Below are 23,515 nucleotides of genomic sequence, written 5' to 3'. Positions count from 1 at the left end.
GGAACTAATTTTAATCGAAAAATGACCAGGTTAACCCAAAATCAAGTATTCTTTCTTGTCCTGTGTAGTAAGGTGTAGTAAAATATCCACCTGCAGTAATATCCTGATTCAAATGTCTGAATTTAACAAACAATTGTGCTGTATTGATTTTTGCACTTGCATAAAAATCAAAAAACATATAACCCGGTACTTCAAAATAATTTTGTAAATGGAATTGCTGTGTGACAGGATCATAATCATCAGCATAATAAGTGGATTTTAAATGACCTTCAATTCCTATCCTTGCTTCTAGTTTCCCTTCAAACACTTTGTGATAATATAAATCTACTGTTAAGAAATGTTCTGGAATTCTAAATAAATCGGCATCAGCTCCTTCTTTTAGTGTATAAATATAATTTGCATCCAAGTTCATAGAACCATATTTAGCATTAGCTTCAATTCCTGGATGAAGCAAGGTGGCTGTTCCATTAGATTGCTGTGGCATAGCCAGTGTATCAAAATACATATGATTGCTCACTATTTTCAAATCAAGTTTAGGCTGAATCCTAAAATAGTCTCTCCACTTTATATCTAATTTTCCGCCTAATTGCTGCACCTGCTCACTTCCAAAACTATTTTGCCAATAATCATGGTTCCCTAAATGCTGTTCATAGAAAAATGGTGATGCGAATTGCCTACTAGAAGCATTTACGGTAAGAAATGGCACTTTTAACGATGCTCCAATCCTATAATTACCGTTTAATTCATATTCTGCATTAGCATTTAATTGCCAATTTACTTTAGGTGCAAATCTAGCGTATCCACCAGCATAATTTTCTGTCAGTGGATTTACTGAATAAAGATATTTTCCTGTATACCGAATATCTTTTCTTTTACCATAAAACCTATAAAACACATCTCCAATACTTCCCTTAAAGCCAGCTTCATTTTGAAAATAGACGTATCGGCTCACATCAACAGTAGAATCAGTCCTTACTAAAAATTGATCAAAAAAATCTTCATCCGTTTCAGCTGAAGGATTAGTATTTAAAAAGGAATTCATTCTGTTTGATCTATCAAAAACATGGTAGAATTGTAGTTGCTTATTTAATTTATATTGCTGGTAGAGATGATATTGTTGTCTTAATTCTCCCCCTTGAGCATTTCTAAGATTGATATCTTCATCATCATAATCAAATAATTCCTCAAAAATTATAACTTCTGCAGTATCTTTAATTCCACCTGTTTCATTTACTGCATGAAAAGTTCTAGCAAAATTAAACATCACGTGGTATTTTCTGTCTGGTGACCTATAATCAGTTTGTATATCGTAAGAATGGCTCAAAACATTTAAATCTCCCCTACTCTGAAGCGGCCCTATTTGTTTATCTACAGTCCATCTTCTAAAGCTGAATCCTACGTTCCAGTTTTCGTTTACGTTTCTTGAGAAATCTATTCCAATATATGCTCTGTAATTACCCCCAAAAACTGATCTTAATTGGGTGTATGGTGACTTCGTATCGAAGTACTTAAACTTATCAGGTGTTTTGACATAATAATCATAAACTCCGAAACCGCTTCTTTTACCAATTACATCAGGAGCTTCATAAAAAACCGGGCGCATAGCAGTAGCTACAGTTCCAAGATTTTGATAGTAATAATCCTTAATGTTAACCGGATCCCAATTATGGGTATTTGAAATGCCCGTATCTAAAACCTGATAGGCCTCAACATTATTCTTTATATTCTCTTCCGTTGTAAATAATGTAGTTTTGGCACCATATACGTTTTTTGTGGAATCATCAGTAACCTGGGCGAAAAGAGGACCTATTCCACAACTAAAAATCGATATGAACAATAAAAATTTCTTCAAAACAGATGCAAAATTAAGTAAAGTCATGGATTTATTAAGTTCTTATTATAGAATCTTCCAAGATATGATGAAAAGATTTTTCATCATCCAAAAACTGTACCATGATGGGGATATAAAATAGCTTATTTTGAAATGAATCGTTTATTTCAGGAATAGATATTATTCTCACCCAATCTTTTTCAGTCGTTATGATATCGGCATCTAGATCATTAGCAATCATTTCAATTTCTCCAATTTCTTTTAAAGTAAAATTATGATGGTCAGCAAAATTGAAATGTTTTATGATATCAAAATCTTGATCTATTAAGTATTCCTTAAATTTTTGAGCCTGTGCAATTCCTGTTACTAAAATAATTTTTCTTCTTGCTTCTCGATCTGCTTGGGTTGCCACAGTCTTTTCATATTTAACAGTGGTAAAAAACACATCTTTATCTGAATATTTCTTAATACTCTCCTGTATCTTTTCTTGTTCAGTTTTCCCTAAATCTATTGGACATTTGGTCACAACCACAACATCAGCTCTTTGGGCTCCCTTTCTACTTTCTCTCAAAGTACCTGATGGCAACACATAATCTTCATAAAAAAGAGAATTATAATCAGTTAGTAGTACTGAAAAATTAGGTTTCACACTTCTATGTTGATAAGCATCATCTAAAACAATGATTTCATTTTTAGGATGTTCGTAAATAATGCTTGGGATAGCCAAAACCCTATCTTCTCCTACCGAAACGGCTGCATCATTTTTAAATTTCTGATAAATTTGAAATGGTTCATCTCCTATTGTTTTGGGATTGTCCTTATCATTGGCGATTCTAAATCCTTTTGTTTTTCTTCCATAGCCTCTTGATAAAGTGGCTAATTGATTGGAATATCCTTTTTCAATCAAAAATCTCAAAATATATTCAACAAAAGGTGTCTTCCCTGTTCCGCCCATGGAAAGGTTTCCTACTGAAATAACTTTGGTATCAAATCGGAAAACAGCTTTGTGTTCGATATCGTATAAATGATTTCGTAATTGCATTACCAATTTGTATAAAATACTTAAGGGTGACATGACTAATTGCCAATACTTATTTTTAAATAATTGCAAGGGCTGTAAAACTTTTTAACTTTGACCGAATTGAAATAAAAACAAATATGAGCAAAATAAAGGATATCGTCCAACATTTGGAAAGCATTGCGCCTTTAGCTTATCAAGAATCTTATGATAATGCAGGCTTGATAGTAGGTGATGCTAATAAAAATGTAAGTAATGTTCTCATCACCTTAGATGTAACCGAAGAAGTTATAGAAGAAGCCATATCCAAAAGTTGTGAGCTCATAGTTGCTCATCATCCTATAATTTTCAAAGGCCTAAAAAAATTAACAGGAAGCAATTACGTTGAAAGAACTGTGATTAAAGCCATAAAAAATGATATAGCAATCTATGCATCTCATACCAATTTGGATAATATTAAAAATGGAGTGAATGCCAAGATTGCAGAAAAACTAAAATTAAGAAATACAGAAATTTTAAGTCCGAAAAATGGTTTCTTGGGTAAATTAAGTGTTTTTGTTCCTAAAGAGAATGCAGCAGAATTAAAATCAGCTTTACATCAAGCCGGAGCAGGTCAAATTGGCGAATATAAAGATTGTGCTTTCGAAACGGCAGGAATAGGTAGTTTCTTACCAACGGACAAAGCCAACCCAAGCATAGGAAAAAAAGGTGAGTTAGAAAGTGTAGATGAACATAAGATAGAAGTTATTTTTCCGATGCATTTAAAAAATAAAATCTTGAGTGCTATGAAAAAGGCACATCCTTATGAAGAAGTAGCCTATTATCTGCATCAATTAGAAAATACATATGATGATTTAGGCTCAGGAATGATAGGAGAAATAGCGGAGCCTATGGAGGCCAAAGAGTTTTTCGACTATCTGAAAGATAAAATGGGCTTATCGGTTATAAAACATACTAAGGAACTAAACCGTAAAATAAAAAGAGTTGCAATATGCGGGGGTGCAGGTTCATTCCTGATTTCGCAAGCAAAAAATAAACAAGCAGACATTTATATCTCATCTGACATTAAATATCATGAGTTTTTTGATGCTGATGGAAGGCTAATTATAGCCGACATAGGGCATTATGAGAGCGAACGTTTTACAAATGAGATATTTTATGCAATTTTGAAAGAAAATTTTGCTAATATTGCACTCCATTTAGGACAGACTGTCACGAATCCGATAAAATATTATTAACTGCATGGAAAGTACTGTAGCACAAAAGCTTGATGCCTTGAAAAAATTACAAGGTATCGATTCAAAATTAGACGATATTAAAAAAGTGAGGGGAGCCCTACCTGACGAGGTAGCTGATTTAGAAGATGAGATTGCAGGCTATGAAACCCGTATTCAAAAATTCGATGATAGCGTAAAAGCAATCAAAGATGAAATTGAAGCCGCTAAACAAGGCATGAAGGAATCAGAAAAGTTGATTGCCAAATATGGCGAACAACAAATGAGCGTTAGAAATAATCGCGAATATGATGCCATCACTAAAGAGGTTGAATTACAGCAATTGGATATTCAAATCCATGAGAAAAAAATAAAAGAAGCTGAAGCTAAAATTGAAGATAAGGTAAAAGGCATCGAGGAAACTAAAGCTATGCACGAAGACCGTGTAAAAGATTTAGAAAGCAAACGTGCTGAATTAGAAAATATCGAGTCTGAAACAACAGAGGAAGTTAGCAAACTTGAGAAAGATAGAGAAAAAGCGCTTAAGAAAATTGAAGATAGATTAGCTGCTTCTTATGAAAGATTAAGAGGAAATGTTAGAAATGGTCTTGCTGTGGTTCCTGTTAAAAGAGGAGCTTGTGGTGGATGTTTCAATACTGTGCCTCCACAGAGACAAGCTGATATCAGAGATAGAAAGAAATTAATCGTTTGTGAGCATTGCGGTAGAATCCTAACTGATGTTGAGGATGAAATCGTAGAAGAGAAGCCAAAAAAGAAACGTACTACAAGAAAGACTACTGCAAAGAAGAAAGCAGAAAAGTAAATTGTAGAAATAACCAAAATACAGAAAGGCCTGTCAGATTCAAATTTGACAGGTTTTTTTATTTCAAAGTTTCCTGAAAATCCGTTGCCTTAAATCAAAGTATTCAAATTTCTCTTCATCTAAATAGCTAAGCATGCTGTCGAGAAAGCCGATAATCAAGAAACCTCCTGGCTTTAATGCTTTGTAAATTTTTTTAATCACTTTTTCCTTGGCACTGACCATCAAAATAGATTAATACATTTCTGCAAAAGATAATATCATATTGGTTTTCACCATATTCCTCCATTATCAAATTAGAATTTTTAAAAGTTACTTTCTCGAGAAATTTAGGTTTGAATATAATTTCATCCTTTCCTTCCGCAAAATACTTATCTAGTCTCGCGCTTTGATTATATAGCTTTAGATTCCTTTCATATTCTGGTAATTTCGCTTGAATAATTTTACCACTTTCAGCAGTTTTTAAGGCATTTGAGGATATATCAGTTGCAATACTCTTTACTTTTCCTGTAAATCCTAAATCATCCCAGACTATGGCTGAAGTGTAAATTTCTTCCCCTGAAGAACATCCTGCATGCCATATATTTATTCTGTATTGATCTGAAAAATTTTCTTTACAAACGCCTTTGAAAGTATGCCAGAATTCAGGATCTCTAAAAAGCGAAGTTAGTCCTACTGAAACCTCATTAATGAAATCATGAACAAAATCTTTATCCTTTAACGTCCTGCTCCATAAATCAAAACTGGAAGTAAAATTGAATTTACGGTAAATTCGCTGCAACCTACGTTTGAAAGATTTGGGCTCATAATTAAAGAAATCAATGCCATATCTTTTCATAATGGCATCTTGAATGGCACGCATTTCTTCGTCCGTAATTTCAATAGCAGATGAAATAAAAGGATCAGTTGACATTTTTTAACTTTAATTGTTGTTCCACCATTCCAGTGAATAAAATAATAATTTTGTCCAACTCTAAATCGAGATTTTGAACCCCTGCTATGCTTACTTTAGAACCAATCCAGTCGCCATCATTTGTTTTGAATTCCAAATAAGTTTCAACTCGCTTCCCATTTTCTAAGTCAGTCAGTACAGTATTTTGAGTCACCCCTTTTTCTAACTTAAAATGATTAGCAAAATCAACAGCCTTTAAAGTCATACGACTAAAACCTGAAGCTTCAAAAAATAATGGATTGGCATTTTTCAAGCTAAAATCTGTATTCAACTCTAAAATAGGGATTACGCCTTTCATAGCCGTAACGGAACCACCTAGTTCATTTAGTTTTTGCTTTGATTTGGTAGTAAACTGAGCCAATAAAAGTACTTTCTCCAAATTTTGTGCACTGTCATAAATCGGATTGATGGTTCCTGAAAGCCATACCTCATGACCATTTTTATCGACTTGCTTGAATTCCCCAGAAAAGAATTTACCATTTTGCAAACTTTCCCACATCAATTGGTATTGAGGTTTGAAGCGATCTTTTTCAGGCAATAAATCAAAATAAGATTTGCCTGCTATATCTTCCAATTTGAAGCCTGTGATACTTAAATAAATTTCATTGGCTTTAACAATTTTTCCTTTTTTATCGAATTCCAGTGAACCAATGGTTTTATTGATAGCTTCCATATGGTTCATTAATTCTGCTTGTTGCCTTTCATTTTCTCGCTCCAAGGTTTTTTCTTGTGTGATATCCGTTGCAAATTTCACAACCTTAATTGCTTTGCCATTGATGTCAAAAATAGGATTGAAGACACCTTTAAGTATTACTTTACTACCAGATTTAGTATACCGCTCAAACTCTCCTGAAACGAACTCACCCTTAGCTAATCGATCCCAGAGGTCTTTGTACTCCTTTGATTGAGAAGTATGTTGATCAACCATCATTTCATGATGCTTACCAATCAATTCTTCCTTTTCATAGCCAATGATATCAAGATAATTTTGATTGACATCCAAAACTATTCCCTTGGTATCAAATTCCATCACGGCATTGGCTCTTCCGATTGCTTCCAACTTATATTTTGCATCCAAAGCTGATTTTTTGGTGGCTGTAATATCTGCCTGAACTGCAATGTAATTTTTCAAATCCCCATTTTCGTCTCTAACAGGGTTAATAGCTAAAGAAACCCAGTAAGTTCTTCCATCTTTGGTATAATTCAGGATTTCCTCATAAATAGGTTTTTGTTCTTTCAATAATTGGCTGATTTTTTTCTTTGTTTCCTGATTGGTTTCAGGCCCTGCAAGAATTCACCAGGTTTTCTACCCTGGATTTCATCCAGCTTATATCCTGTCATATTTTCAAAACCTGAATTCACATATTCAATCATCCCATCCTTATCGGTAATGATTACGGAATTATCGGTATTGTCCGCAACTAGAGATAATCTTCTTTGCTCCTCCTCATTGGCTATTCTTTCAGAAATATCTTGTCCCAACATCAAGATTTTGTTGAGGTTTCCATTTACATCCAAAACAGGAGAATAAGAAGCTTCTATCCATACTTTTTCCTTTTTGGAAGTTCTGGTTTCATATTCTGCTATATGGTTATTTCCAGCTCTTACTTTTCTCCAAATTTCACTACATTGCTCTGGATTCTTGCAAATATTTTCATGCTTTTTATGTTTAATATCAGCATCTTCCCACTTCAAAAATTCTTTAAATTTCTGGTTGGCTGTAATAACATTGCCTTCCACATCAAATTCGGCTTTCAATAACGTATTATTGATTGCACTGAATACACCATCCAATTCTAATTGATTACGAGCCATTTCTTCCTGAGTGGCCTCCATCTCTTCCATGTTTTGGCGCATCTCCTCCTCATTAGCCTGCAATTCACTAGACATCTTTTGTGATGCTTCTAATAATTGCTGTGTATTTTCATTGACTTGAATTACAGCCACCGAAGCTGCAATATTCTTAGCCAAATCTTTTAAGAATTCAATCTGGTAATCTTCTAATATTTTAAAGGAAGCTAATTCCATTGCTCCCACCATTTTCTCATCACTGACCAAGGGGATAATCAAAATATGGCGTGGTGTGGCATGACCTAAACCAGAAGTGATTTTGACATATTGCTCTGGAACATCGGTTATGTAAATCAAGTCCTTTTCCTGCATACACTGCCCCACTAAGCCCTCTCCTTTTGTAATTCTTTTGTTGGCTAGTTTTCTTCTTTCATAAGCATAGCAACCAATCATTTCCAAATATTCCTCCTCATCTTCCTTTCCTGCCAAGAAGATAGCACCTTGATTTCCCTCAACATATTTTACGGTTTCACTAATTATGTGAAAACCAAAATCTTTCATGTTTTCATTATAGGTACGTAATAGCTCAGAAAATTTAGCTAAACCCTCAGCTTGCCAGGTACGCTTTTCTTCTTTACTTCTGAATTTTATGAGCTCAGATTGAAGGTTGACAACTGCTTTTGATAGGTGATTATCATTATCTTCTGTCAATTCAATTTTCTCTCCTTCTGCAATGGCATTAATCCATTCTGTGGCTTGCTTGATTTTTTGTCTGTTGGCGAGTATGTCCTGATAGAAATTTCGAGTCCATTTATTGGAAGAATTTATTTCAAATTTGGAATCATCAACATTGAGGTCAGTACCTAAATCAGAAATTTGTTTGATGCCTTTTCGTTCTCTGACATAATTAAAAACCATTAGTATAAAGAAACCAAATGCAATGACATAAATACTAAGGTGGTAGTAAAGATTCAAGCTTTTAAATACCAGGGTTAGCAAAATGCTGGCTATAAAAGCCAACAGCATTCCCGCAAACCCTACAATTAAAAACCTATGGGCTCTATCAATTCGCATGACTAAGCTTTTTTTGGTTAAAAACAGAATAAAATTGTTTATCTAAAATCCAGATAAAATAGGGACATATTTTCAGATTATCTTCAAAAGCAAAATTGGCAGATGAAAGTATGGCAAACATATTTTCATTATGTTCAATTTCTTCCTCCAACCATTCTTTATTAGCTTCATCCGGAAAAATCATTTTAGGAACATCTCCATAAATTTTTAAATCCAATTGATTAGACAGTTCTGTAATAACTGCAGCGGAAACCATATTATCTACTTCTTTTAAAATGATTTCTGCAAAATCAGGATTGGACTGCAGACTTTTCATTTTTTGAATTAACATCTCAGGAACTGCTTGAGCATCTTTCTCACTAAAAACTAAATAGCTTTTTCCTTTTGCATCTCCAATGATATCGGTTATCAAAACAGATGGGTTCTTGGTTTTGATAATTTTTCGCAATAAATCAGGAGCCTCTCCAAAAAATAGCTCAAAGTTTTTGATGCTTACCTTTTCGCCAGACAAACTAGAAAATGACTGACTCGCTTTTTCGTATCCTTTTAGGAATATCTCGTTTGCAACTACTTTTAATTCTTTACTGATTTTTTCCATTTTTCTATAATAATTACCTGAAAGGTTCTATTTAAGCTACTGCAGTAGCATTTACATTTACTGCATGATTGAATAATTTTTGAATGATTTGAGGGATATTAATCACCAAACAAACTTTACCATTTCCCAAAATGGTGACACCGCTTACAAAGCGTACAAAATCAACTGGCTTTTTTAATGGCTTTTCCACTATCTCTTTTTGCTGTAGCAGTTTATCCACTATCAATGCTAACCTTTTACCATTATAAGTCACCAAAATCACATTCCATTTTCCCTCAGATTTCAGCGCCTCCTCCCGTGCTGATTTCTCCTCTGGAAAGAATAAATCCTTTAAGAAAATCGCCTCTATAGTTTGGTCTTGATGATTCACCATTAAGCGGTTTTGAATTTTATAAATTTCCTTTCTTTCTAAGGAAAGCACTGCATCTGTATAGGTAAGCGGAACTGCATACTGGCTATGTCCTACTTCAAATAAAAGGGTGGATTTCACTGCCATGGAAGAAGGCAAAATCAAGGAAAAAACTGAGCCCTTTCCAGCTTCCGTTTGCACTTTTATATTTCCTCCCACTGAATCAATGGCTTTTTTCACGACATCCATTCCTACTCCTCGACCTGAAATGCTGTTTACTGCATCATTGGTAGAAAAACCAGGTTCAAAAATGAAAGAAATGATTTCTTCCTGAGACATTTTATCCAAAACTGAAGGTTCCACCCAGCCTTTTTGAGCAACTTTCTTCTTGATTTTCTCTACATCAATGCCTTTTCCGTCATCTTTTATATCAATGACTACGCCCTCACTTTCATTCCTTGCGGATAGCGTTAATTTACCAACTGCATCTTTTCCTTCTCCTTTTCTATCCGTCTCATTTTCAATTCCATGACCAATTGCATTGCGAATTAAATGAATTAGAGAATCCGATATGATTTGCAAGATATTTCGGTCTATTTCCGTTTCGCTTCCCTCTATTACCAAATCCACTTGCTTTTTCTCCGTGGAAGCCGCATCTCGAACCACTCTGTGGAATTTATTGAACAGAAAACCTACTTGCACCAATCGAACATCCATTACGGAATATTGTAAATCAGAAGATACTCGTTTTAGACTGTTGAATTCATTTCTTGAAACATTCGCTTCATGAGTGGTGATTAAGCGGTCACGCTCAATAATTAACTCCCCTACTAAGTTTAAAAGATTATCTAACTTCTCAACAGGTACTTGTACCATATCCGAGAAACTGATTTTCTTGGCATCCTTTTCCTCAGCGGTTATCATTTCTATATCTTCCTCAACTGCCATTGGTTTCTTCGGCTGATTAGCTTGATACTGTTCAACTTGCGCTTGCAATTCTTTCAACTGCTGTTTTTCTTCCTTTTCAGACGATGAACCAGCTTTTTTAGCTTTGGTAGTAGATTTCTTCGCAACCACTTTTTTAGCAGGCGCAGGTTCTTTTTGAGGCTTTTCAGTCTTTCGGCTATTTTCCACTATAACTTCCAATTTTCGTTGAATCCCCCTATATCTAACATTCAATTTATCATCTGAAAGTGATTCCACTAGTTCCTTAAGTGTATCTGCCGCTTTGAAAAGTGTGGTGAAAATCTCCTCTTCAATTTTAATATTGGATTGTTTGATTTCAGAAAATAAATCTTCTAATGCATGCGCAAATTTTGAAATCACTTCAAATCCCATTCCAGCTGCATTCCCTTTTAAAGTATGGGTGATTCGGAAAATGGAATCAATAGTCTTTTGGTCAGCAGGAGATTTTTCCAATTGCGTTAAGAGTGTTTCCAGCTCCCCCACATTTGAATCTGCTTCCGAAATAAATAACTTTTTATATTCTTGTTCTTTGTTAGACATCTCTGAATATTTTTATAAACAACTTACCAAATAGCCACCCATTTGATCTAGTGGCACTAATCGATCGGTAGCGCCCGAGTCAAAGGCACTTTTTGGCATTCCATAGACCACAGAAGTATCTTCATCCTGTGCTATCGTAATCCCGCCTTTTGCTTTTATTTTTTTTAATCCTTCCGTCCCATCTTTTCCCATTCCTGTCAGGATTAAACCAATCATTCTATCGCCATACACTTCTGCAGCGGACTCCATCAAACAATCAATCGAAGGATTATTGAATTCAGTGAAAACCTTATCCGTAAAATGAACCACAACGCCACCTGTGTTCGGATTTTTTCTTAACCGCATGTTGGCATGACCTGGTGCCAAATAGATATAACCCGGTCTGATTTCCTCACCCGATTCAGCTACTTTTACCTTTAACTCCGTTAAAATATCCAGTCTTTTGGCAAAAGATTGAATGAAACTGTCAGGCATGTGCTGAGCAATAATGACGGGCAAAATCAAATTATTAGGCAACTGCTTCAATAAATTTTCGATTGCGCCAGGACCACCCGTAGAGGCTCCAATCACAATGGCAGTATAAGCTGCAGTTCCATGAAAAGCATGACTGTTTTTATTTTCCTTTACCTCTATCTTTTTAATTTTAGATTCGGCTGCAGCTTTCACTAAAGCAGTTAAAGGATAATTTTTTGCTTTGATGGAATTGGTGATATCATCCTTAGGCTTATCCAGAAAATCGAAAGCTCCCTTTTGCAAAGCATCGAATACCAAACCATCATTTTTCTCTAATGAACTTAGTAAAATGACAGGAGTCGGTATTTCTTTCATGATGTGCTCAACCAAATACACCCCATCGAAATCGGGCATAATCATATCCGAGATAATTACGTCCGGCTCTAACAGTCTTGCTTTTTCCACTCCTTCTTTTCCATTTTTGGCAGTCCCCAGTAATTCTATGTTAGGATCTGCTTTTAGGATGTCAGAAAGTAGAATTCGCATTAATGCTGAATCCTCCACGATTAAGGTTGATATGGTTTTGGAGGAGCTCATTAGGCTTTAGCAATGGCTTGCACCAATTGTGCTGAGGTAAATGGTTTTACTATATAATCCTCAGCTCCAAGGCTCATTCCTTCTTCAATTACGGAGTTTTGACCTACTGCGCTAATCATATAAACTTTTGAAGGCAAGCCCTCATCTTTATAAACCTTAAGAATATCAGTACCAATCATATCCGGTAAAATATTATCCAAAGTGATGATGTCCGGCTGCAATTCAAAAGCTAAATCAATAGCTTCTTCTCCATTGGCAGCTTGTCCCACAATTTCATAACCACCTTCTTCAAGTGCATCTTTTATGAGTGTTCGCATATAAAGCGAATCATCTACGATTAAAACTTTCTTTCCCATTATCATAATTTTTTAAATAGCATAATTTGTATTTTGTGAGGAAACTGACAAGTCTCCATTTAATGTATTAAAGCGAGCAGTTCGGCTTTTATTCCCACCTACATCCTGCCCAGCCAAAAAGATTTTATTGTCTAAAATCAATTTTCTTAGGGTGCTTACATTGCGTTCCCCTGTATTGAAGCCAGAATTAAAAAGATTGGCACCGCCCACTATTTTGGCTCGAAGGGCATTTCTGTTACCTCCAATTTTTTCAATCTCCTCTATCAATTTTTCAAAAGCTGTTTTGGCATTGTAAGTCGTATGCTTTTCGAATTCATCCGATAAAACCACATGAGCAGCTGCTGATATTTTATTGATTCTATCATAAATAAACAGCCCTACACATGAACCTAAACCATAACAGGCAATATTAGTCGGGTCTTTTGTGACAATGAAATCACCCAAATTTAATGCGTGCTCAGACATTTTCAGTTACTTTATTATTCTTGAAGACACCATTCAACTCACTTTCGCTCATGGTTTTGAACACGTCCAACATGATGATTAATCTATCCTCTAACTTTACAATTCCTTTGATGTAGGATTGATCTGCACCACCATCTTGAATGATATTGGCTGAATCTTCAATTTGAGATTGCTTTACGTTTAAAGTGTTGGGTAACTCTCTTACCAAAACCCCCATTTTCACTTCATCACTTTCTACTACCAGAGTGTAATTATTGGCCGCTTCATCTGATTCATTTTTCAAACCAAATTTCTCCTCCAAATCTACCACTGCGATAATATTTCCTCTGATATTAGCTACACCTTTCACATAAGGAGGTGTTTGAGGCAAGCGTGTGATGTGGGGAGTTGGTACCACTTCCTTGATTTGGCCAATCTGCAAACCGTATTCCTCATCGCCCAAGCGAAACACAATCAATTGTGATTTCTGCTCGTTTTCTTTTATTCCCTTTTCTTTTACGGCTTCCATCTTAGGCTTTAGTTAAAGTGAATTTCTTGATACCTGATTTCAATTCTTCTGCAATTTTGCTTAATTGATTGCTAGCATCTGTTACTTCTACCATACCTGCGTTCAATTCTTGAGAAGAACTTGCCACTTGTTGTGTTCCTGCCGCAGTTTCTTCCGCAACTACTACAATCTGCTCGATGTTTTTCACTACCGCTTCAATAGCTTCTCTCTGCCCATTTGATGCAGATAGAATTTCTTTTGAATGTTGGAAAGTCGTATCACTAGAGCCAGCTATTTCTACGAAAATATTTTCAGCGTCTTTTGTAGCATTTCCACCTTCTTTCACACTTGTTTTCATGCTTTCAATTGCCTTCCCAGCGGAAACTGTATCTTTTTGAACATCGCTAATGATTTTCTCAATATCTACAGCTGATTTTCTTGAATCTTCAGCTAGTTTTCTGATTTCTTCCGCCACAACTGCAAAACCTCTACCTGCATCGCCAGCTCTTGCTGCTTCGATAGCTGCATTAAGTGCCAATAAATTAGTTTGTGATGCGATATCCGTAATTACATTTAATGTTCTTCCGATTTCTTCCGCTCTTTCCGTAAGAATGGCGATAGATTCAGAAGTTTTCATAGCAGAACTATCGATTCCAGTCATGTTCTCAACCAAATTCTTGATGATTTTCAAGCCTTCTTCAGATCGTTTTTGACCATCTTGAGCAGTTTTATTAATGAAATCAGCTTTAGATTGCATTTCCTGAGAAGATTTCATCACACCATCAACTAATTTTGAAGATTCATCTGTTCTTAAGGCTTGATCTTGAGCACCTTTTGCCATTTGAGAAATGGCAGAAGCCACTTCATTAGAACTGTTTTTGATCCCTTCACTTCTTTTCAAAAGATTTCCAGAAGAGGTAGAAACTACTTCTGCTCCATTGTTGATGCTGTTCAGAACCTCATTCAAATTATCAAGTGCACTATTCACCTCATCAGCCACTTCAGAATCATTTTGCACTCTCTGGGTTAAATCACCTTTTGCCATAGCACGGATTACTTCAATCACATCTGATTGTTCTTCCATAGCTTGCTGGATTTCTTGTTCTCTTAATTTTTGCTCCGTAATGTCATATCGGACACCAATATATTTAACTGGCTTACCATTTGGCCCTAAAACTGGTGCGATTATGGCATCAACAAAATATGGATCGCCATTTTTCTTTCTGTTTTTAATTTCACCTCGGAAAATATTTCCTTTTCCAATTGTAGACCACATTTCCTTAAATAAAGATTTTGGGGAATCTGCATGACGGAACATACTGTGTGGTTGACCCATACATTCTTGGCGGGTATAGCCTGTTACTTCTAACAATTTATCATTCACATAAGTGATGTTTCCTTTTAAGTCAGACTCAGAAACCAAACAAGCAACATTTATTTGGTCCATTCGAGTTTGCAACTCCACTTTTACTTTTTCATATTCCTGAGCTGTCTCGATAGCTTCTTGTTCTACTCTTTTCTTTTCTGTTACATCAAAAGCATATTTAATCACTTTTACAATTTTTCCATTATCATCAGGAATTGGAGTATATGAAGCCTGCAACCAAATTTCATTGCCATTTTTGTCAAATCTTAAAAATTCACCATTTTGATGATCTCCTGATCCTAAAGCTTTCCAAAAGCTTTTGTAGTCATTACTTTGAGCATAATCATCAGATACAAAAATACTGTGATGCTCACCTTTTATTTCATTTAAATTATAGCCAACAGTTTTAAGAAACTGACCATTAGCATTAATAATGAATCCTTTAGGATCAAATTCAATGGAAGCGAATGCATTATTCACCGCATTGATGTGATTTTCTAAGTCTTTTCCGTTTGAATTGGAGGACGAAGCCGCCTTTGATTTAGGGGCAATATTTTCTTCTAGTTTTGTGGCTGCTTTTACCATGTCTTTTTTAGATTTTTATGATGATATAAAGGTATGGCAACACAAAAATGTAATCAATAAAGAAATTTATGTATTTTTTAATGGCAAATAATACCTATTGGTTTCTAAGTATATATACTTAGAAAGTGTATTTAATTTAAATCAGTATACTTTTTCAAGATTTAAGTCAAAATATTATTGAAATAATATCAACTTAAATTTTGTTGTAAATAAGAAAAATACCTATTATTAAATTCCCAATATTAAATAAGGGCAAACCAATAGATCATCATGCCTAAAAGCATTTTAATAATTGAAGATTCGGAGATAGTTAGTATGCATTTGCAAAAAGTATTGCAAAGAGCCAATTATTATGTTCTAAAAATCCTAACATCTGGGGAAGAGGCTATTGAATTCATAAAAAAACAAACTCCAGACCTAATAATAATGGATGTGGTGCTTGAGGGTAAATTTGATGGTATTGAAACCTCTATAGAAATTAATAAAATAAAGGATATCCCAGTAATTTACCTAACTGCATTAAACGATAGAAAAACCTTTGACCGGGCTAAACTTACCTTCCCTAATACTTTCTTAAGTAAGCCTTTTGCTGAAGCAGAATTATTAAGTAATGTTGAATTAAGTTTATTCAAACATCAAGCGGAAAAAGAAAAGAAAGAGTCACAAAAACTTTTATCCACTATATTAGAAAATATCAAGAGTTGTTTGATCGTAATTGATTCAGAATACAAAATCCAATATTTAAACAAATTTACAGCGGATTTACTTAAAACTCTACCAGAAATACTACTGGAATTTAAATTAGGTGATGATATAAAAATATCAAATCTTAAAGATGAACCACTCTCTATTTCCCTTTTAAAAGAAAATAATCAAGACAACTTAAGTACTCAAGAAATAATCTACATCAATTTTGCAGGCAGAAAATTTCCAGTCAATAATATTAATATAACCAAAGCTAAGTTCTTCAATAAGGATAATGAACAATACCTGATCATGTTTAATGATGCAAGTGAAAGTTTGGAAAGATTAAAGAAAGTAACGGAACAGAAAAGACTAAAATTAGCAGCTCAAATAGAAGGGGCGGAGGCCGAAAGAGCAAGAGTAAGTAGAGAATTGCATGATGGATTAGGGCAAATGCTAAATGTGGTTAAAATGAATACTAAAAGTCTAATTGAAGACAAATCGATAAAAGAAAAGCTAGTAGAATTGATAGAGGCTTCTATAGATGAATCTCATAAGATTTCAGAAAACTTAATGCCTTCAAAATTACAAATATTTGATTTGAAATCGAGTTTAGAGTATTTATGTAACTCTTATGATTCACAAAAATTTAAAATCGATTTCATAAATAACTTAAATGAAGGAGATTTAGAAGCTATAAAAATCAATATTTACAGAATAGTACAAGAAGCTTTAAATAACATCATTAAACACGCTAATGCTAAAAATATTTCTATTCAGCTCTACAAAGATTTGAACGAAGTCAGGTTGAGCATAGAAGATGACGGAAACGGTTTTGATTTGCAAAAAGTACAATATGAAACAGGAATTAATAAAAGTCATGGACTAATAAATATGATAGATAGGGTTAAGTCTATGGAAGGAGTTATAGATATTGACAGTAACTCAAAATTTGGCACCAATATCATGATACACATTAACACTAAAAACTATGCTTAAAATATTATTGGCCGATGATCATCAACTATTAAGAAACGGAATAAAAATTTTTCTAGAATCTGAGGAAGGTTTCGAAGTAATTGGAGAAGCCAAAAATGGAATTGAAGCTATTGAAAAAAACGAGGAATTATGTCCAGATTTGGTCAGTTCTTGACATTTCTATGCCAGAGAAAAATGGGCTGGATGTTGCACCAGAAATTTTATCTTCTTCAAATGAACCAAAGATTATCATGCTTAGTATGTATTTAGATGAGCAATATATCAATTCTTGCATGGAGGCTGGAGTACATGGCTACATTCACAAAGGAGCCGATAAAGAAGAGTTGATAAATGGTGTGAAAAAAGTAATGGAAGGCACTAACTTTTATAGTAAAGATGTTCGAGATGTAATGGTCAATAATTACATCACTAGCTTAAAAAAGAAGAAGCAAAAATTGGCTCAACCTAAAATCAATCTTACTAAGAGAGAACTAGAAATAGTTAAATTAATAATGAAAGGTTATACTAGCAATCAGATTGCCGAAGAATTATTTATAAGTAACCGTACCGTAGACACCCATAGGGCAAACTTGATGCAAAAACTTGATGTTAAGAACTCAATTGAACTGATTAATAAAGTAACTGAAGAGAATTTATTAACATCATAGATTTTAAAAAATCAAAAATAAACCTCTTAGGTTAGGTATTGAATTGAAACTTTTATAAAAATCCAATAAACTTTTTGAAATCCACACAAAACCAAAATCATCATATTTTTATTTGCACCGGAAAAGATTGCAAGAAAAATGGTTGCGAAGAAGTGAAAGCAGAGTTGAAACAATCACTTAAAGCAAATAAAATTAAAAATGTGAAGCTCATCAAAACCAAATGTATGGACTACTGTAAATTAGGTCCAAATTTGGTCGTTAATGGCGAGTTGCTGCATGATTGTAAGCCTGAAGATATCCCAACTATTATAGAAAAACTAAGGAATTCAAGCTCAGAAAGTTAAAATCAACTTTAATTTCCTTAATTTCCTACCTGAAAAAGAAACCAAGAAGCCTTTACAGCAGTTAGCAATATTCATGAGGGTGTCCGAAAAGTCGAGACACCCTTTTTTGTTTGTTGATTTTCTCTAAAAATATTATTTTAGAGTCGTACAAAATACAACGATGGCTAAGATAGTTTTTAAAAATCAAACAGGCAATTGCCCAGAATTATTTCCAGTAAACATTTTTGATAAAATCCCTGAAAATCATCCTGTCCGTTTAATTGACTCGGTGGTCAATTCATTGGATATCAGCGACATTCTTAAGAAGTACAAAGGAGGTGGGACATCGGCCTATCATCCCAGGATGATGATCAAGGTTTTATTTTACAGTTATCTCTCCAATGTGTATTCCTGTAGAAAAATAGCCAAGGCACTCCATGAGAATATTCATTTTATGTTTATATCGGGAAATTCAACTCCTGATTTCAGGACGATCAATGATTTTCGTGGTAAAATTTTAAAAGACTCGATCAAGACCTTATTTGCAGAGGTAGTGAAAATGCTGGTGGAAATGGGGTATGTCAGCCTTGATGTCCAGTACATTGACGGAACAAAAATAGAGGCTAAATCGAATAAATACACCTTTGTTTGGCGGGGCTCGGTTGAAAAGTACAAAGACAAGCTGGAAACAAAAATCAATAGCGTTCTATCGGATATTGAAAGGAGTATTTTATCAGACAATCAAGAAGTCAATAAGGAGGAATTGCCCCAAAAAATTGATTCGAAGGAGTTAAAGGAAAGACTTTCGCTACTCAACAAAAAACTAAAGGAGCCATCAAAGAAAGTTGCCAAAGAACTGCAAAAGCTTCAAGAGGAGCATCTTCCAAAGTTAGAGAAGTATGAAAAGGACTTGGAAATATTGGACAAGCGAAAATCCTACAGCAAAACCGATAAGGGTGCCACATTCATGAGAATGAAAGACGACCACATGAAAAACGGCCAATTAAAGCCTGCTTATAACTCCCAAATATCAACAGAAAATCAGTTTATCACCCATGTTTCCATCCATCAAACACCTGGTGACACCACTACTTTAAAATCACATTTGACCGGTTTTGAAGAACTCTACCATAAACAGAGTAAAGAAATAGTGGCCGATGCAGGATACGGCAGCGAAGAAAATTATGAAATGCTTGAAGAAAAAGGTGTTGAAGCCTATGTGAAGTATAATTACTTCCATAAAGAGCAAAAGAAAAAGATGAAGAACAACCCGTTTCTTCCACAAAACCTCTTCTATAATGCCGAGCAAGATTTTCACGTATGCCCCATGGGGCAAAGAATGGAAAAAATTGGAGAGGGGAAACGCACTTCAACTAACGGTTATGAGTCTAAAGTCGCTTACTACCAAGCAAAAAGATGCGAGCAATGTCCATTGAGAACATCTTGCCATAAGGCTATAGGTAACAGAAGAATAGAGGTAAACCACAGATTAAACCTTCTAAAACGGCAGGCCAGAGAAAACTTAACAAGCAAAAAAGGACTTGAGCACAGAAGTAAAAGACCAATAGAGCCAGAGGCTGTGTTTGGTCAATTAAAAAGCAACAATAAATTTAACCGTTTTACATTTTCAGGATTAGAAAAAGTAGAATTAGAGTTTTTGTTGATGGCAATAGGTCACAACTTCAGGAAAATGATAGCCAATAATGTGATTTTAACATCAAAATCAGATGCCGAATTACCAAGAGTTGGTAAAAATGCCCCTTATCATAAAATGTCCACAGAAATTAAGTCGAAAATCCATGGACAGCAAAAAATAAGTGAAAATGGATGTGGGTATCTGAAAATAGCGGCATAAAAAAAACTGTCCTTTTTGGACAGCCTCATTCAATTAACTATTCTAGTAACTTCATCATGACTAAAGCCCCATTATACACTAAAGATTTCCTGCTGCATTGCTTCAGCTACCTTTTAATGGCTGTATCATTTTATTTTTTACTACCCACCCTACCCACCTTTGTAACCGATGTTTTAGGAGAAAATGCAGATAAAGTAGGGTATATCATTGGAATTTATGCCTTATCGGCTTTAATCGTAAGACCTTTAAGTGGCTATGCTTTTGACAAATACGGACGAAGAAATTTATTCCTTTTTGCCATGATTTGTTATGCAATAGTGATGGCAACCTACGGATTAGCTGAATCATTTATTTTCCTACTTTTCTTAAGGCTGGTCAATGGTGGATTCTGGGGTATTGTGACTACCGGAGGTGGTACGATTACCTCTGACCTGGTTCCCAATAGCAGAAGAGGTGAAGGTATAGGGATTTTTGGTTTATCCATGACTTTAAGCATGGCAATTGGTCCACTCATCGGTTTGCAAATATTGAGAGAAACTGGCAGTTATCAAGTGTTATTCATTACCTCAGGAGTACTTTGCTCTTTGGCAGTAGTGATGTCCTTTTTTGTAAACCACCCAAAAATCAGTAATAGAAACAATAAATTAAATTGGGAAAATGTATTTGAGCCTAAAGTTTTAAAGGTGTCCATGGTGATGTTACTTTTGGCCTTTCCATTCGCAGGAATCATGTCTTTTATTACACTATTTGCTAAAGAACTTTCTATTGAAAGCACAGGGATGTTCTTTTTGATTTACGCCATTGGGGTAAGTATTATTCGTCCGACCACAGGAAAAATGATGGATAAAAAGGGCCAGCATTTGTGATGCTACTAAGTTTTCTTGGCACTATCTCAGGATTAGTTTTACTATCCCAAAGTTCAGCTGAACCCAGCTTTTTAGTAGCTGCTTTTGTTTTAGGACTGGGTAATGGCATAGTAATGCCCACTTTGCAAACCATGGTGATCAATATGGTGAAGCCAGAAAAAAGAGGAGTAGCTACCAGTACTTTCTTTTCTTCCATTGATTTAGGGATAGGAATTGGGGCTTTTTTCTTAGGAAACATAGCAGAAATTTTTTCTCTATCTCAGATGTACTTATTTTGCGCTATCGGTATGATTATTCCAGCCGCTTTGTTTTTTGGAATAACATTATCCGATTATAAGAAAAAGTCAAAAATAAGTATAGAAACCGCCAATGTCTGAATTATTCTTTACACCAGGACCATCAGCTTTGTATTTCACGGCTGAAGAGCATATTAAAACTGCTTTGAAAAAAGGAGTTTGCAGTACTTCTCATAGAGGTCAGCAATTCAAGGATATCTACAAGGAATGCCAGCAAAAGTTAAGAAAGTTAATGGATATTCCAGATGAATATCATATTCTGATTACCTCCTCTGCCAATGAAGCCTGGGAAAGAATTATAGAAAATTGCGTAGAAAGAGAAAGTTATCATGTGAGTATGGGAGCTTTCTCTCAGCGTTTTGCTAAAATAGCTACCCAATTGGGTCGAACTGTCCATGAATTGGTGGTGGAAGACGGAACTGTTCCAGACTTTGATGTATTAGATGTACCTGAAAATGCTGAAATCATCACCCTTTGCTTGAATGAATCTGCTTGTGGCACTACATTTCCATTGGATACTATCAATGCCTTAAGAGAAAAATATCCTGATAAATTGATAGCTATCGATGGTGTTTCAGGCGTTCCAGTTATTCCAATTGATTTCAGAAATATAGATACTTTGTATTTTTCTGTACAAAAGGCTTTTGGACTACCCGCTGGATTAGGAATTTGGATAGTAAATAACCGATGCCTTGAAAAAGCTGAAAAAATGGAAGCGGATGGAAGATCAATTGGTTCTTATCACCGATTACCTGATATGGTAGAAAAAGCACAAGCGTTTCAAACTGCTGAGACTCCTAATATTCTAGGAATATATACATTAGCCAAAGTAGCTTCTGATATGATTGAAAAGGGAATTTTACCAATCAGAAGAGAAATCGATTATAAATCCGCCATACTAAATCAAGTGATAGAGGCTCACCCACAGCTTCATCATTTTGTTGAAAATGAAAAGTATAGGTCTAAAACGGTAAAGGTGATAAAAACTGATTTTAATAGCAGTTTGCTTATCGACCATCTCAAACAGAAAAAAATTCATGTAGGAACTGGTTATGGAGGCTATAAAAAAGAGCAAATTCGAATAGCTAATTTCCCGACCCATTCTAAAGAACAAACAGAAATGCTTGTGGATTTGATTGAGGCTTTCAGGGTTTAGATTTTTATATTAAATTTATTGAAATCATCAAAAACTATCAACCAATGAATAAATTAATTCTTCTATTATTTTTATTTATCGCTCAAATAGGATTTAGTCAAAATGATGCGCCCTTAATCGAACGAAAAGGAAATCTTGTTCAAAATCGATATTTCATTTTAGGGCAAGAAGTAACTGGAAGGCAAGTTGTAAAGAAAATGAAACCTTATGAGCCTGCTCATAAAATGATGAAATCATCAAGGAGATGGGCTTTGACCTCATCAATCATTTTAGGATTTGGTGTAGGGTCTTTTATGCCCACATTTTTCGATCCTAGTCCCGAAATCACTGTCCCATTACTTATCACTGGAGTTAGTTTAATTGCAATTGCTGTTCCTATAAAAACAAAGGCGAACCGAAAAGCAGATGAAGCTATTGAGCTTTATAATTCCAGACAACTAATGGGTAATTTAAAACCAAAACCATCTTTGAATTTAACTTTTAACCAATCAGGATTAGGAGTTGCCTTAAAATTCTGAAGGAAGTGGATAAGTGGATTAAAGTGTTTGATTATTCCTCTTTAGGTTTATACATCACAATTATTTGAACTACAATGGCAAGCACAATCAATATGTATATTTCAATCTGAGTAAATAGTTCAACTGAGTCCATTGCTCTTCTGCTAATTTGTAATTGCCTTCCCCCTTCTTTCAATTGGATTGCAGCTAGGTTTTCAAGATCAGTTTTAACATCTGGAAATTGATTTAGAAGTTTAGAATTTTGGATGTAATTGGATTCTATAAAATTCAATTCATGTTTCTTTAAATCTTGAAAATCATTTTCAAAATTAGTTAACAACTCCTTTTCTTTGGTTGTTAATTTAGTTTGATTATATCTCAAAAGATAACTTTCTACTTCATTATTGATTTGATTATTTTGATCGGAGTAAAAAACAGAATCAGATTTTATTGCCGCTATTTCTTTTTTGTGTATTAAAGTGGAAATTTTAAGAATTAAATCTTTAGCTACAAGCCTATCTTCATATATGGTTTCTATAGCATCATTAATTTTTAAAAAATTATTTCTATCTACCAAATTTGTAGTGATAACTAGTGTGATAATCATTAGCACTCCTAATATCCATTTAACCTTATCGTAAAGCCTCATTATTCATATACTTGTTTTGTTTCATTTCTTAAAGCAACAATAAAAAAACTGATTTGAATTCATCAAATCAGTTTTTTTAGG

23 protein-coding genes and 1 pseudogene are annotated in these 23,515 nt (G+C 34.6%); 11 read left to right on the top strand and 13 right to left on the bottom strand.

From position 1 onward, the window contains the following. Window positions 1-10 precede the first annotated feature (10 nt). Together ABWH96_RS08790 and lpxK are read right to left on the bottom strand one after the other, a co-directional pair. Window positions 11-1,879 (bottom strand): putative porin, encoded by a 1,869-nt coding sequence (locus tag ABWH96_RS08790; protein WP_375581083.1) that lies wholly within the window; start codon window positions 1,877-1,879, stop codon window positions 11-13. Between the two features lie 7 nt (window positions 1,880-1,886). After that, a complete protein-coding gene (gene lpxK / locus ABWH96_RS08785) occupies window positions 1,887-2,906 on the bottom strand; it encodes a tetraacyldisaccharide 4'-kinase (RefSeq protein WP_375581082.1) in 1,020 nt (339 codons plus the stop codon). An 83-nt stretch (window positions 2,907-2,989) separates the two neighbouring features. Between lpxK and ABWH96_RS08780 the strand changes: the two genes are divergently transcribed. Together ABWH96_RS08780 and ABWH96_RS08775 are read left to right on the top strand one after the other, a co-directional pair. Then, a complete protein-coding gene (locus ABWH96_RS08780) occupies window positions 2,990-4,087 on the top strand; it encodes a Nif3-like dinuclear metal center hexameric protein (RefSeq protein WP_375581081.1) in 1,098 nt (365 codons plus the stop codon). Between the two features lie 4 nt (window positions 4,088-4,091). Next, on the top strand, window positions 4,092-4,886 hold the full coding sequence (locus ABWH96_RS08775; RefSeq protein ID WP_375581080.1) for a zinc ribbon domain-containing protein: 795 nt from the start codon (window positions 4,092-4,094) through the stop codon (window positions 4,884-4,886). Between the two features lie 193 nt (window positions 4,887-5,079). Here the strand turns inward: ABWH96_RS08775 and ABWH96_RS08770 are convergent, their stop codons facing one another. Genes ABWH96_RS08770 through ABWH96_RS08725 form a run of 10 tightly spaced genes read right to left on the bottom strand, consistent with a single transcriptional unit; the run spans window position 5,080 to window position 15,462 of the window. Continuing rightward, window positions 5,080-5,796: a CheR family methyltransferase gene (locus ABWH96_RS08770; RefSeq protein ID WP_375581079.1), complete on the bottom strand. Its 717-nt coding sequence runs from the start codon at window positions 5,794-5,796 to the stop codon at window positions 5,080-5,082. After that, complete coding sequence (locus tag ABWH96_RS08765) at window positions 5,786-7,075, bottom strand: PAS domain S-box protein (protein WP_375581078.1); 1,290 nt, start codon at window positions 7,073-7,075, stop codon at window positions 5,786-5,788. Before ABWH96_RS08765 ends, ABWH96_RS08770 begins: the two co-directional genes overlap by 11 nt. Then, on the bottom strand, window positions 7,072-8,700 hold the full coding sequence (locus ABWH96_RS08760; protein WP_375581077.1) for a PAS domain S-box protein: 1,629 nt from the start codon (window positions 8,698-8,700) through the stop codon (window positions 7,072-7,074). Before ABWH96_RS08760 ends, ABWH96_RS08765 begins: the two co-directional genes overlap by 4 nt. Next, the gene (locus ABWH96_RS08755) at window positions 8,690-9,298 is read right to left on the bottom strand and encodes a hypothetical protein (protein ID WP_375581076.1); all 609 of its coding nucleotides are present in this window, start codon (window positions 9,296-9,298) and stop codon (window positions 8,690-8,692) included. Before ABWH96_RS08755 ends, ABWH96_RS08760 begins: the two co-directional genes overlap by 11 nt. A gap of 31 nt (window positions 9,299-9,329) precedes the next feature. Continuing rightward, window positions 9,330-11,153 (bottom strand): chemotaxis protein CheA, encoded by a 1,824-nt coding sequence (locus ABWH96_RS08750; RefSeq protein ID WP_375581075.1) that lies wholly within the window; start codon window positions 11,151-11,153, stop codon window positions 9,330-9,332. A gap of 12 nt (window positions 11,154-11,165) precedes the next feature. Continuing rightward, on the bottom strand, window positions 11,166-12,203 hold the full coding sequence (gene cheB, locus ABWH96_RS08745; protein ID WP_375581074.1) for a chemotaxis-specific protein-glutamate methyltransferase CheB: 1,038 nt from the start codon (window positions 12,201-12,203) through the stop codon (window positions 11,166-11,168). Beyond that, window positions 12,203-12,559, bottom strand: coding sequence for a response regulator (locus ABWH96_RS08740; protein WP_375581073.1), 357 nt, complete (start codon window positions 12,557-12,559; stop codon window positions 12,203-12,205). The genes cheB and ABWH96_RS08740 overlap by 1 nt, the downstream gene beginning before the upstream one ends. A gap of 12 nt (window positions 12,560-12,571) precedes the next feature. Next, window positions 12,572-13,024 (bottom strand): chemotaxis protein CheD, encoded by a 453-nt coding sequence (locus tag ABWH96_RS08735; RefSeq protein WP_375581072.1) that lies wholly within the window; start codon window positions 13,022-13,024, stop codon window positions 12,572-12,574. Further along, a complete protein-coding gene (locus ABWH96_RS08730; protein ID WP_375581071.1) occupies window positions 13,017-13,532 on the bottom strand; it encodes a chemotaxis protein CheW in 516 nt (171 codons plus the stop codon). Before ABWH96_RS08730 ends, ABWH96_RS08735 begins: the two co-directional genes overlap by 8 nt. A gap of 1 nt (window position 13,533) precedes the next feature. Further along, window positions 13,534-15,462, bottom strand: a complete 1,929-nt coding sequence (locus ABWH96_RS08725) for a methyl-accepting chemotaxis protein (protein ID WP_375581070.1) — start codon at window positions 15,460-15,462, stop codon at window positions 13,534-13,536. A gap of 270 nt (window positions 15,463-15,732) precedes the next feature. Between ABWH96_RS08725 and ABWH96_RS08720 the strand changes: the two genes are divergently transcribed. From ABWH96_RS08720 to ABWH96_RS08680, 9 genes and pseudogenes are all read left to right on the top strand, one after another. Continuing rightward, complete coding sequence (locus ABWH96_RS08720) at window positions 15,733-17,145, top strand: response regulator (RefSeq protein ID WP_375581069.1); 1,413 nt, start codon at window positions 15,733-15,735, stop codon at window positions 17,143-17,145. Beyond that, on the top strand, window positions 17,138-17,299 hold the full coding sequence (locus ABWH96_RS08715) for a response regulator transcription factor (RefSeq protein WP_375581068.1): 162 nt from the start codon (window positions 17,138-17,140) through the stop codon (window positions 17,297-17,299). Before ABWH96_RS08720 ends, ABWH96_RS08715 begins: the two co-directional genes overlap by 8 nt. 7 nt (window positions 17,300-17,306) lie before the next feature. Next, window positions 17,307-17,792: a LuxR C-terminal-related transcriptional regulator gene (locus ABWH96_RS08710; protein WP_375581067.1), complete on the top strand. Its 486-nt coding sequence runs from the start codon at window positions 17,307-17,309 to the stop codon at window positions 17,790-17,792. Between the two features lie 74 nt (window positions 17,793-17,866). Beyond that, window positions 17,867-18,136, top strand: coding sequence for a (2Fe-2S) ferredoxin domain-containing protein (locus ABWH96_RS08705; protein WP_375581066.1), 270 nt, complete (start codon window positions 17,867-17,869; stop codon window positions 18,134-18,136). Window positions 18,137-18,296: 160 nt separating this feature from the next. Then, window positions 18,297-19,808 (top strand): annotated as a pseudogene (locus ABWH96_RS08700) (IS1182 family transposase); the annotation flags it as partial. 278 nt (window positions 19,809-20,086) lie between these two features. Further along, entirely contained in the window at window positions 20,087-20,836 is a 750-nt protein-coding gene (locus ABWH96_RS08695; protein WP_375581065.1) for an MFS transporter, read from the top strand. Further along, entirely contained in the window at window positions 20,836-21,213 is a 378-nt protein-coding gene (locus ABWH96_RS08690; protein WP_375581476.1) for an MFS transporter, read from the top strand. The genes ABWH96_RS08695 and ABWH96_RS08690 overlap by 1 nt, the downstream gene beginning before the upstream one ends. After that, on the top strand, window positions 21,206-22,288 hold the full coding sequence (locus ABWH96_RS08685) for an aminotransferase class V-fold PLP-dependent enzyme (RefSeq protein ID WP_375581064.1): 1,083 nt from the start codon (window positions 21,206-21,208) through the stop codon (window positions 22,286-22,288). The genes ABWH96_RS08690 and ABWH96_RS08685 overlap by 8 nt, the downstream gene beginning before the upstream one ends. A 44-nt stretch (window positions 22,289-22,332) precedes the next feature. Then, window positions 22,333-22,806, top strand: coding sequence for a hypothetical protein (locus ABWH96_RS08680; protein ID WP_375581063.1), 474 nt, complete (start codon window positions 22,333-22,335; stop codon window positions 22,804-22,806). Window positions 22,807-22,837: 31 nt separating this feature from the next. On the opposite strand, the gene ABWH96_RS08675 is transcribed toward ABWH96_RS08680, so the two are convergent. Continuing rightward, window positions 22,838-23,434 (bottom strand): MCP four helix bundle domain-containing protein, encoded by a 597-nt coding sequence (locus tag ABWH96_RS08675; RefSeq protein WP_375581062.1) that lies wholly within the window; start codon window positions 23,432-23,434, stop codon window positions 22,838-22,840. Between the last annotated feature and the right edge of the window lie 81 nt (window positions 23,435-23,515).

The organism is Marivirga tractuosa (assembly GCF_042140215.1).
Lineage (GTDB): Bacteria > Bacteroidota > Bacteroidia > Cytophagales > Cyclobacteriaceae > Marivirga > Marivirga tractuosa_A.
The sequence above is the reverse complement of the archived record's forward strand: the minus strand, read 5'-3'. Positions and strand labels throughout refer to the sequence as shown.

Bases quoted from the DNA above. Each gene is read 5' to 3' on its own strand.
- ABWH96_RS08790 (WP_375581083.1), bottom strand. From the start codon at position 1,879: ATGACTTTACTTAATTTTGCATCTGTTTTGAAGAAATTTTTATTGTTC.
- lpxK (WP_375581082.1), bottom strand. From the start codon at position 2,906: ATGTCACCCTTAAGTATTTTATACAAATTGGTAATGCAATTACGAAAT.
- ABWH96_RS08780 (WP_375581081.1), top strand. From the start codon at position 2,990: ATGAGCAAAATAAAGGATATCGTCCAACATTTGGAAAGCATTGCGCCT.
- ABWH96_RS08775 (WP_375581080.1), top strand. From the start codon at position 4,092: ATGGAAAGTACTGTAGCACAAAAGCTTGATGCCTTGAAAAAATTACAA.
- ABWH96_RS08770 (WP_375581079.1), bottom strand. From the start codon at position 5,796: ATGTCAACTGATCCTTTTATTTCATCTGCTATTGAAATTACGGACGAA.
- ABWH96_RS08760 (WP_375581077.1), bottom strand. From the start codon at position 8,700: ATGCGAATTGATAGAGCCCATAGGTTTTTAATTGTAGGGTTTGCGGGA.
- ABWH96_RS08755 (WP_375581076.1), bottom strand. From the start codon at position 9,298: ATGGAAAAAATCAGTAAAGAATTAAAAGTAGTTGCAAACGAGATATTC.
- ABWH96_RS08750 (WP_375581075.1), bottom strand. From the start codon at position 11,153: ATGTCTAACAAAGAACAAGAATATAAAAAGTTATTTATTTCGGAAGCA.
- cheB (WP_375581074.1), bottom strand. From the start codon at position 12,203: ATGAGCTCCTCCAAAACCATATCAACCTTAATCGTGGAGGATTCAGCA.
- ABWH96_RS08740 (WP_375581073.1), bottom strand. From the start codon at position 12,559: ATGGGAAAGAAAGTTTTAATCGTAGATGATTCGCTTTATATGCGAACA.
- ABWH96_RS08735 (WP_375581072.1), bottom strand. From the start codon at position 13,024: ATGTCTGAGCACGCATTAAATTTGGGTGATTTCATTGTCACAAAAGAC.
- ABWH96_RS08730 (WP_375581071.1), bottom strand. From the start codon at position 13,532: ATGGAAGCCGTAAAAGAAAAGGGAATAAAAGAAAACGAGCAGAAATCA.
- ABWH96_RS08725 (WP_375581070.1), bottom strand. From the start codon at position 15,462: ATGGTAAAAGCAGCCACAAAACTAGAAGAAAATATTGCCCCTAAATCA.
- ABWH96_RS08720 (WP_375581069.1), top strand. From the start codon at position 15,733: ATGCCTAAAAGCATTTTAATAATTGAAGATTCGGAGATAGTTAGTATG.
- ABWH96_RS08715 (WP_375581068.1), top strand. From the start codon at position 17,138: ATGCTTAAAATATTATTGGCCGATGATCATCAACTATTAAGAAACGGA.
- ABWH96_RS08710 (WP_375581067.1), top strand. From the start codon at position 17,307: ATGCCAGAGAAAAATGGGCTGGATGTTGCACCAGAAATTTTATCTTCT.
- ABWH96_RS08695 (WP_375581065.1), top strand. From the start codon at position 20,087: ATGGCTGTATCATTTTATTTTTTACTACCCACCCTACCCACCTTTGTA.
- ABWH96_RS08690 (WP_375581476.1), top strand. From the start codon at position 20,836: ATGCTACTAAGTTTTCTTGGCACTATCTCAGGATTAGTTTTACTATCC.
- ABWH96_RS08685 (WP_375581064.1), top strand. From the start codon at position 21,206: ATGTCTGAATTATTCTTTACACCAGGACCATCAGCTTTGTATTTCACG.
- ABWH96_RS08680 (WP_375581063.1), top strand. From the start codon at position 22,333: ATGAATAAATTAATTCTTCTATTATTTTTATTTATCGCTCAAATAGGA.
- ABWH96_RS08675 (WP_375581062.1), bottom strand. From the start codon at position 23,434: ATGAGGCTTTACGATAAGGTTAAATGGATATTAGGAGTGCTAATGATT.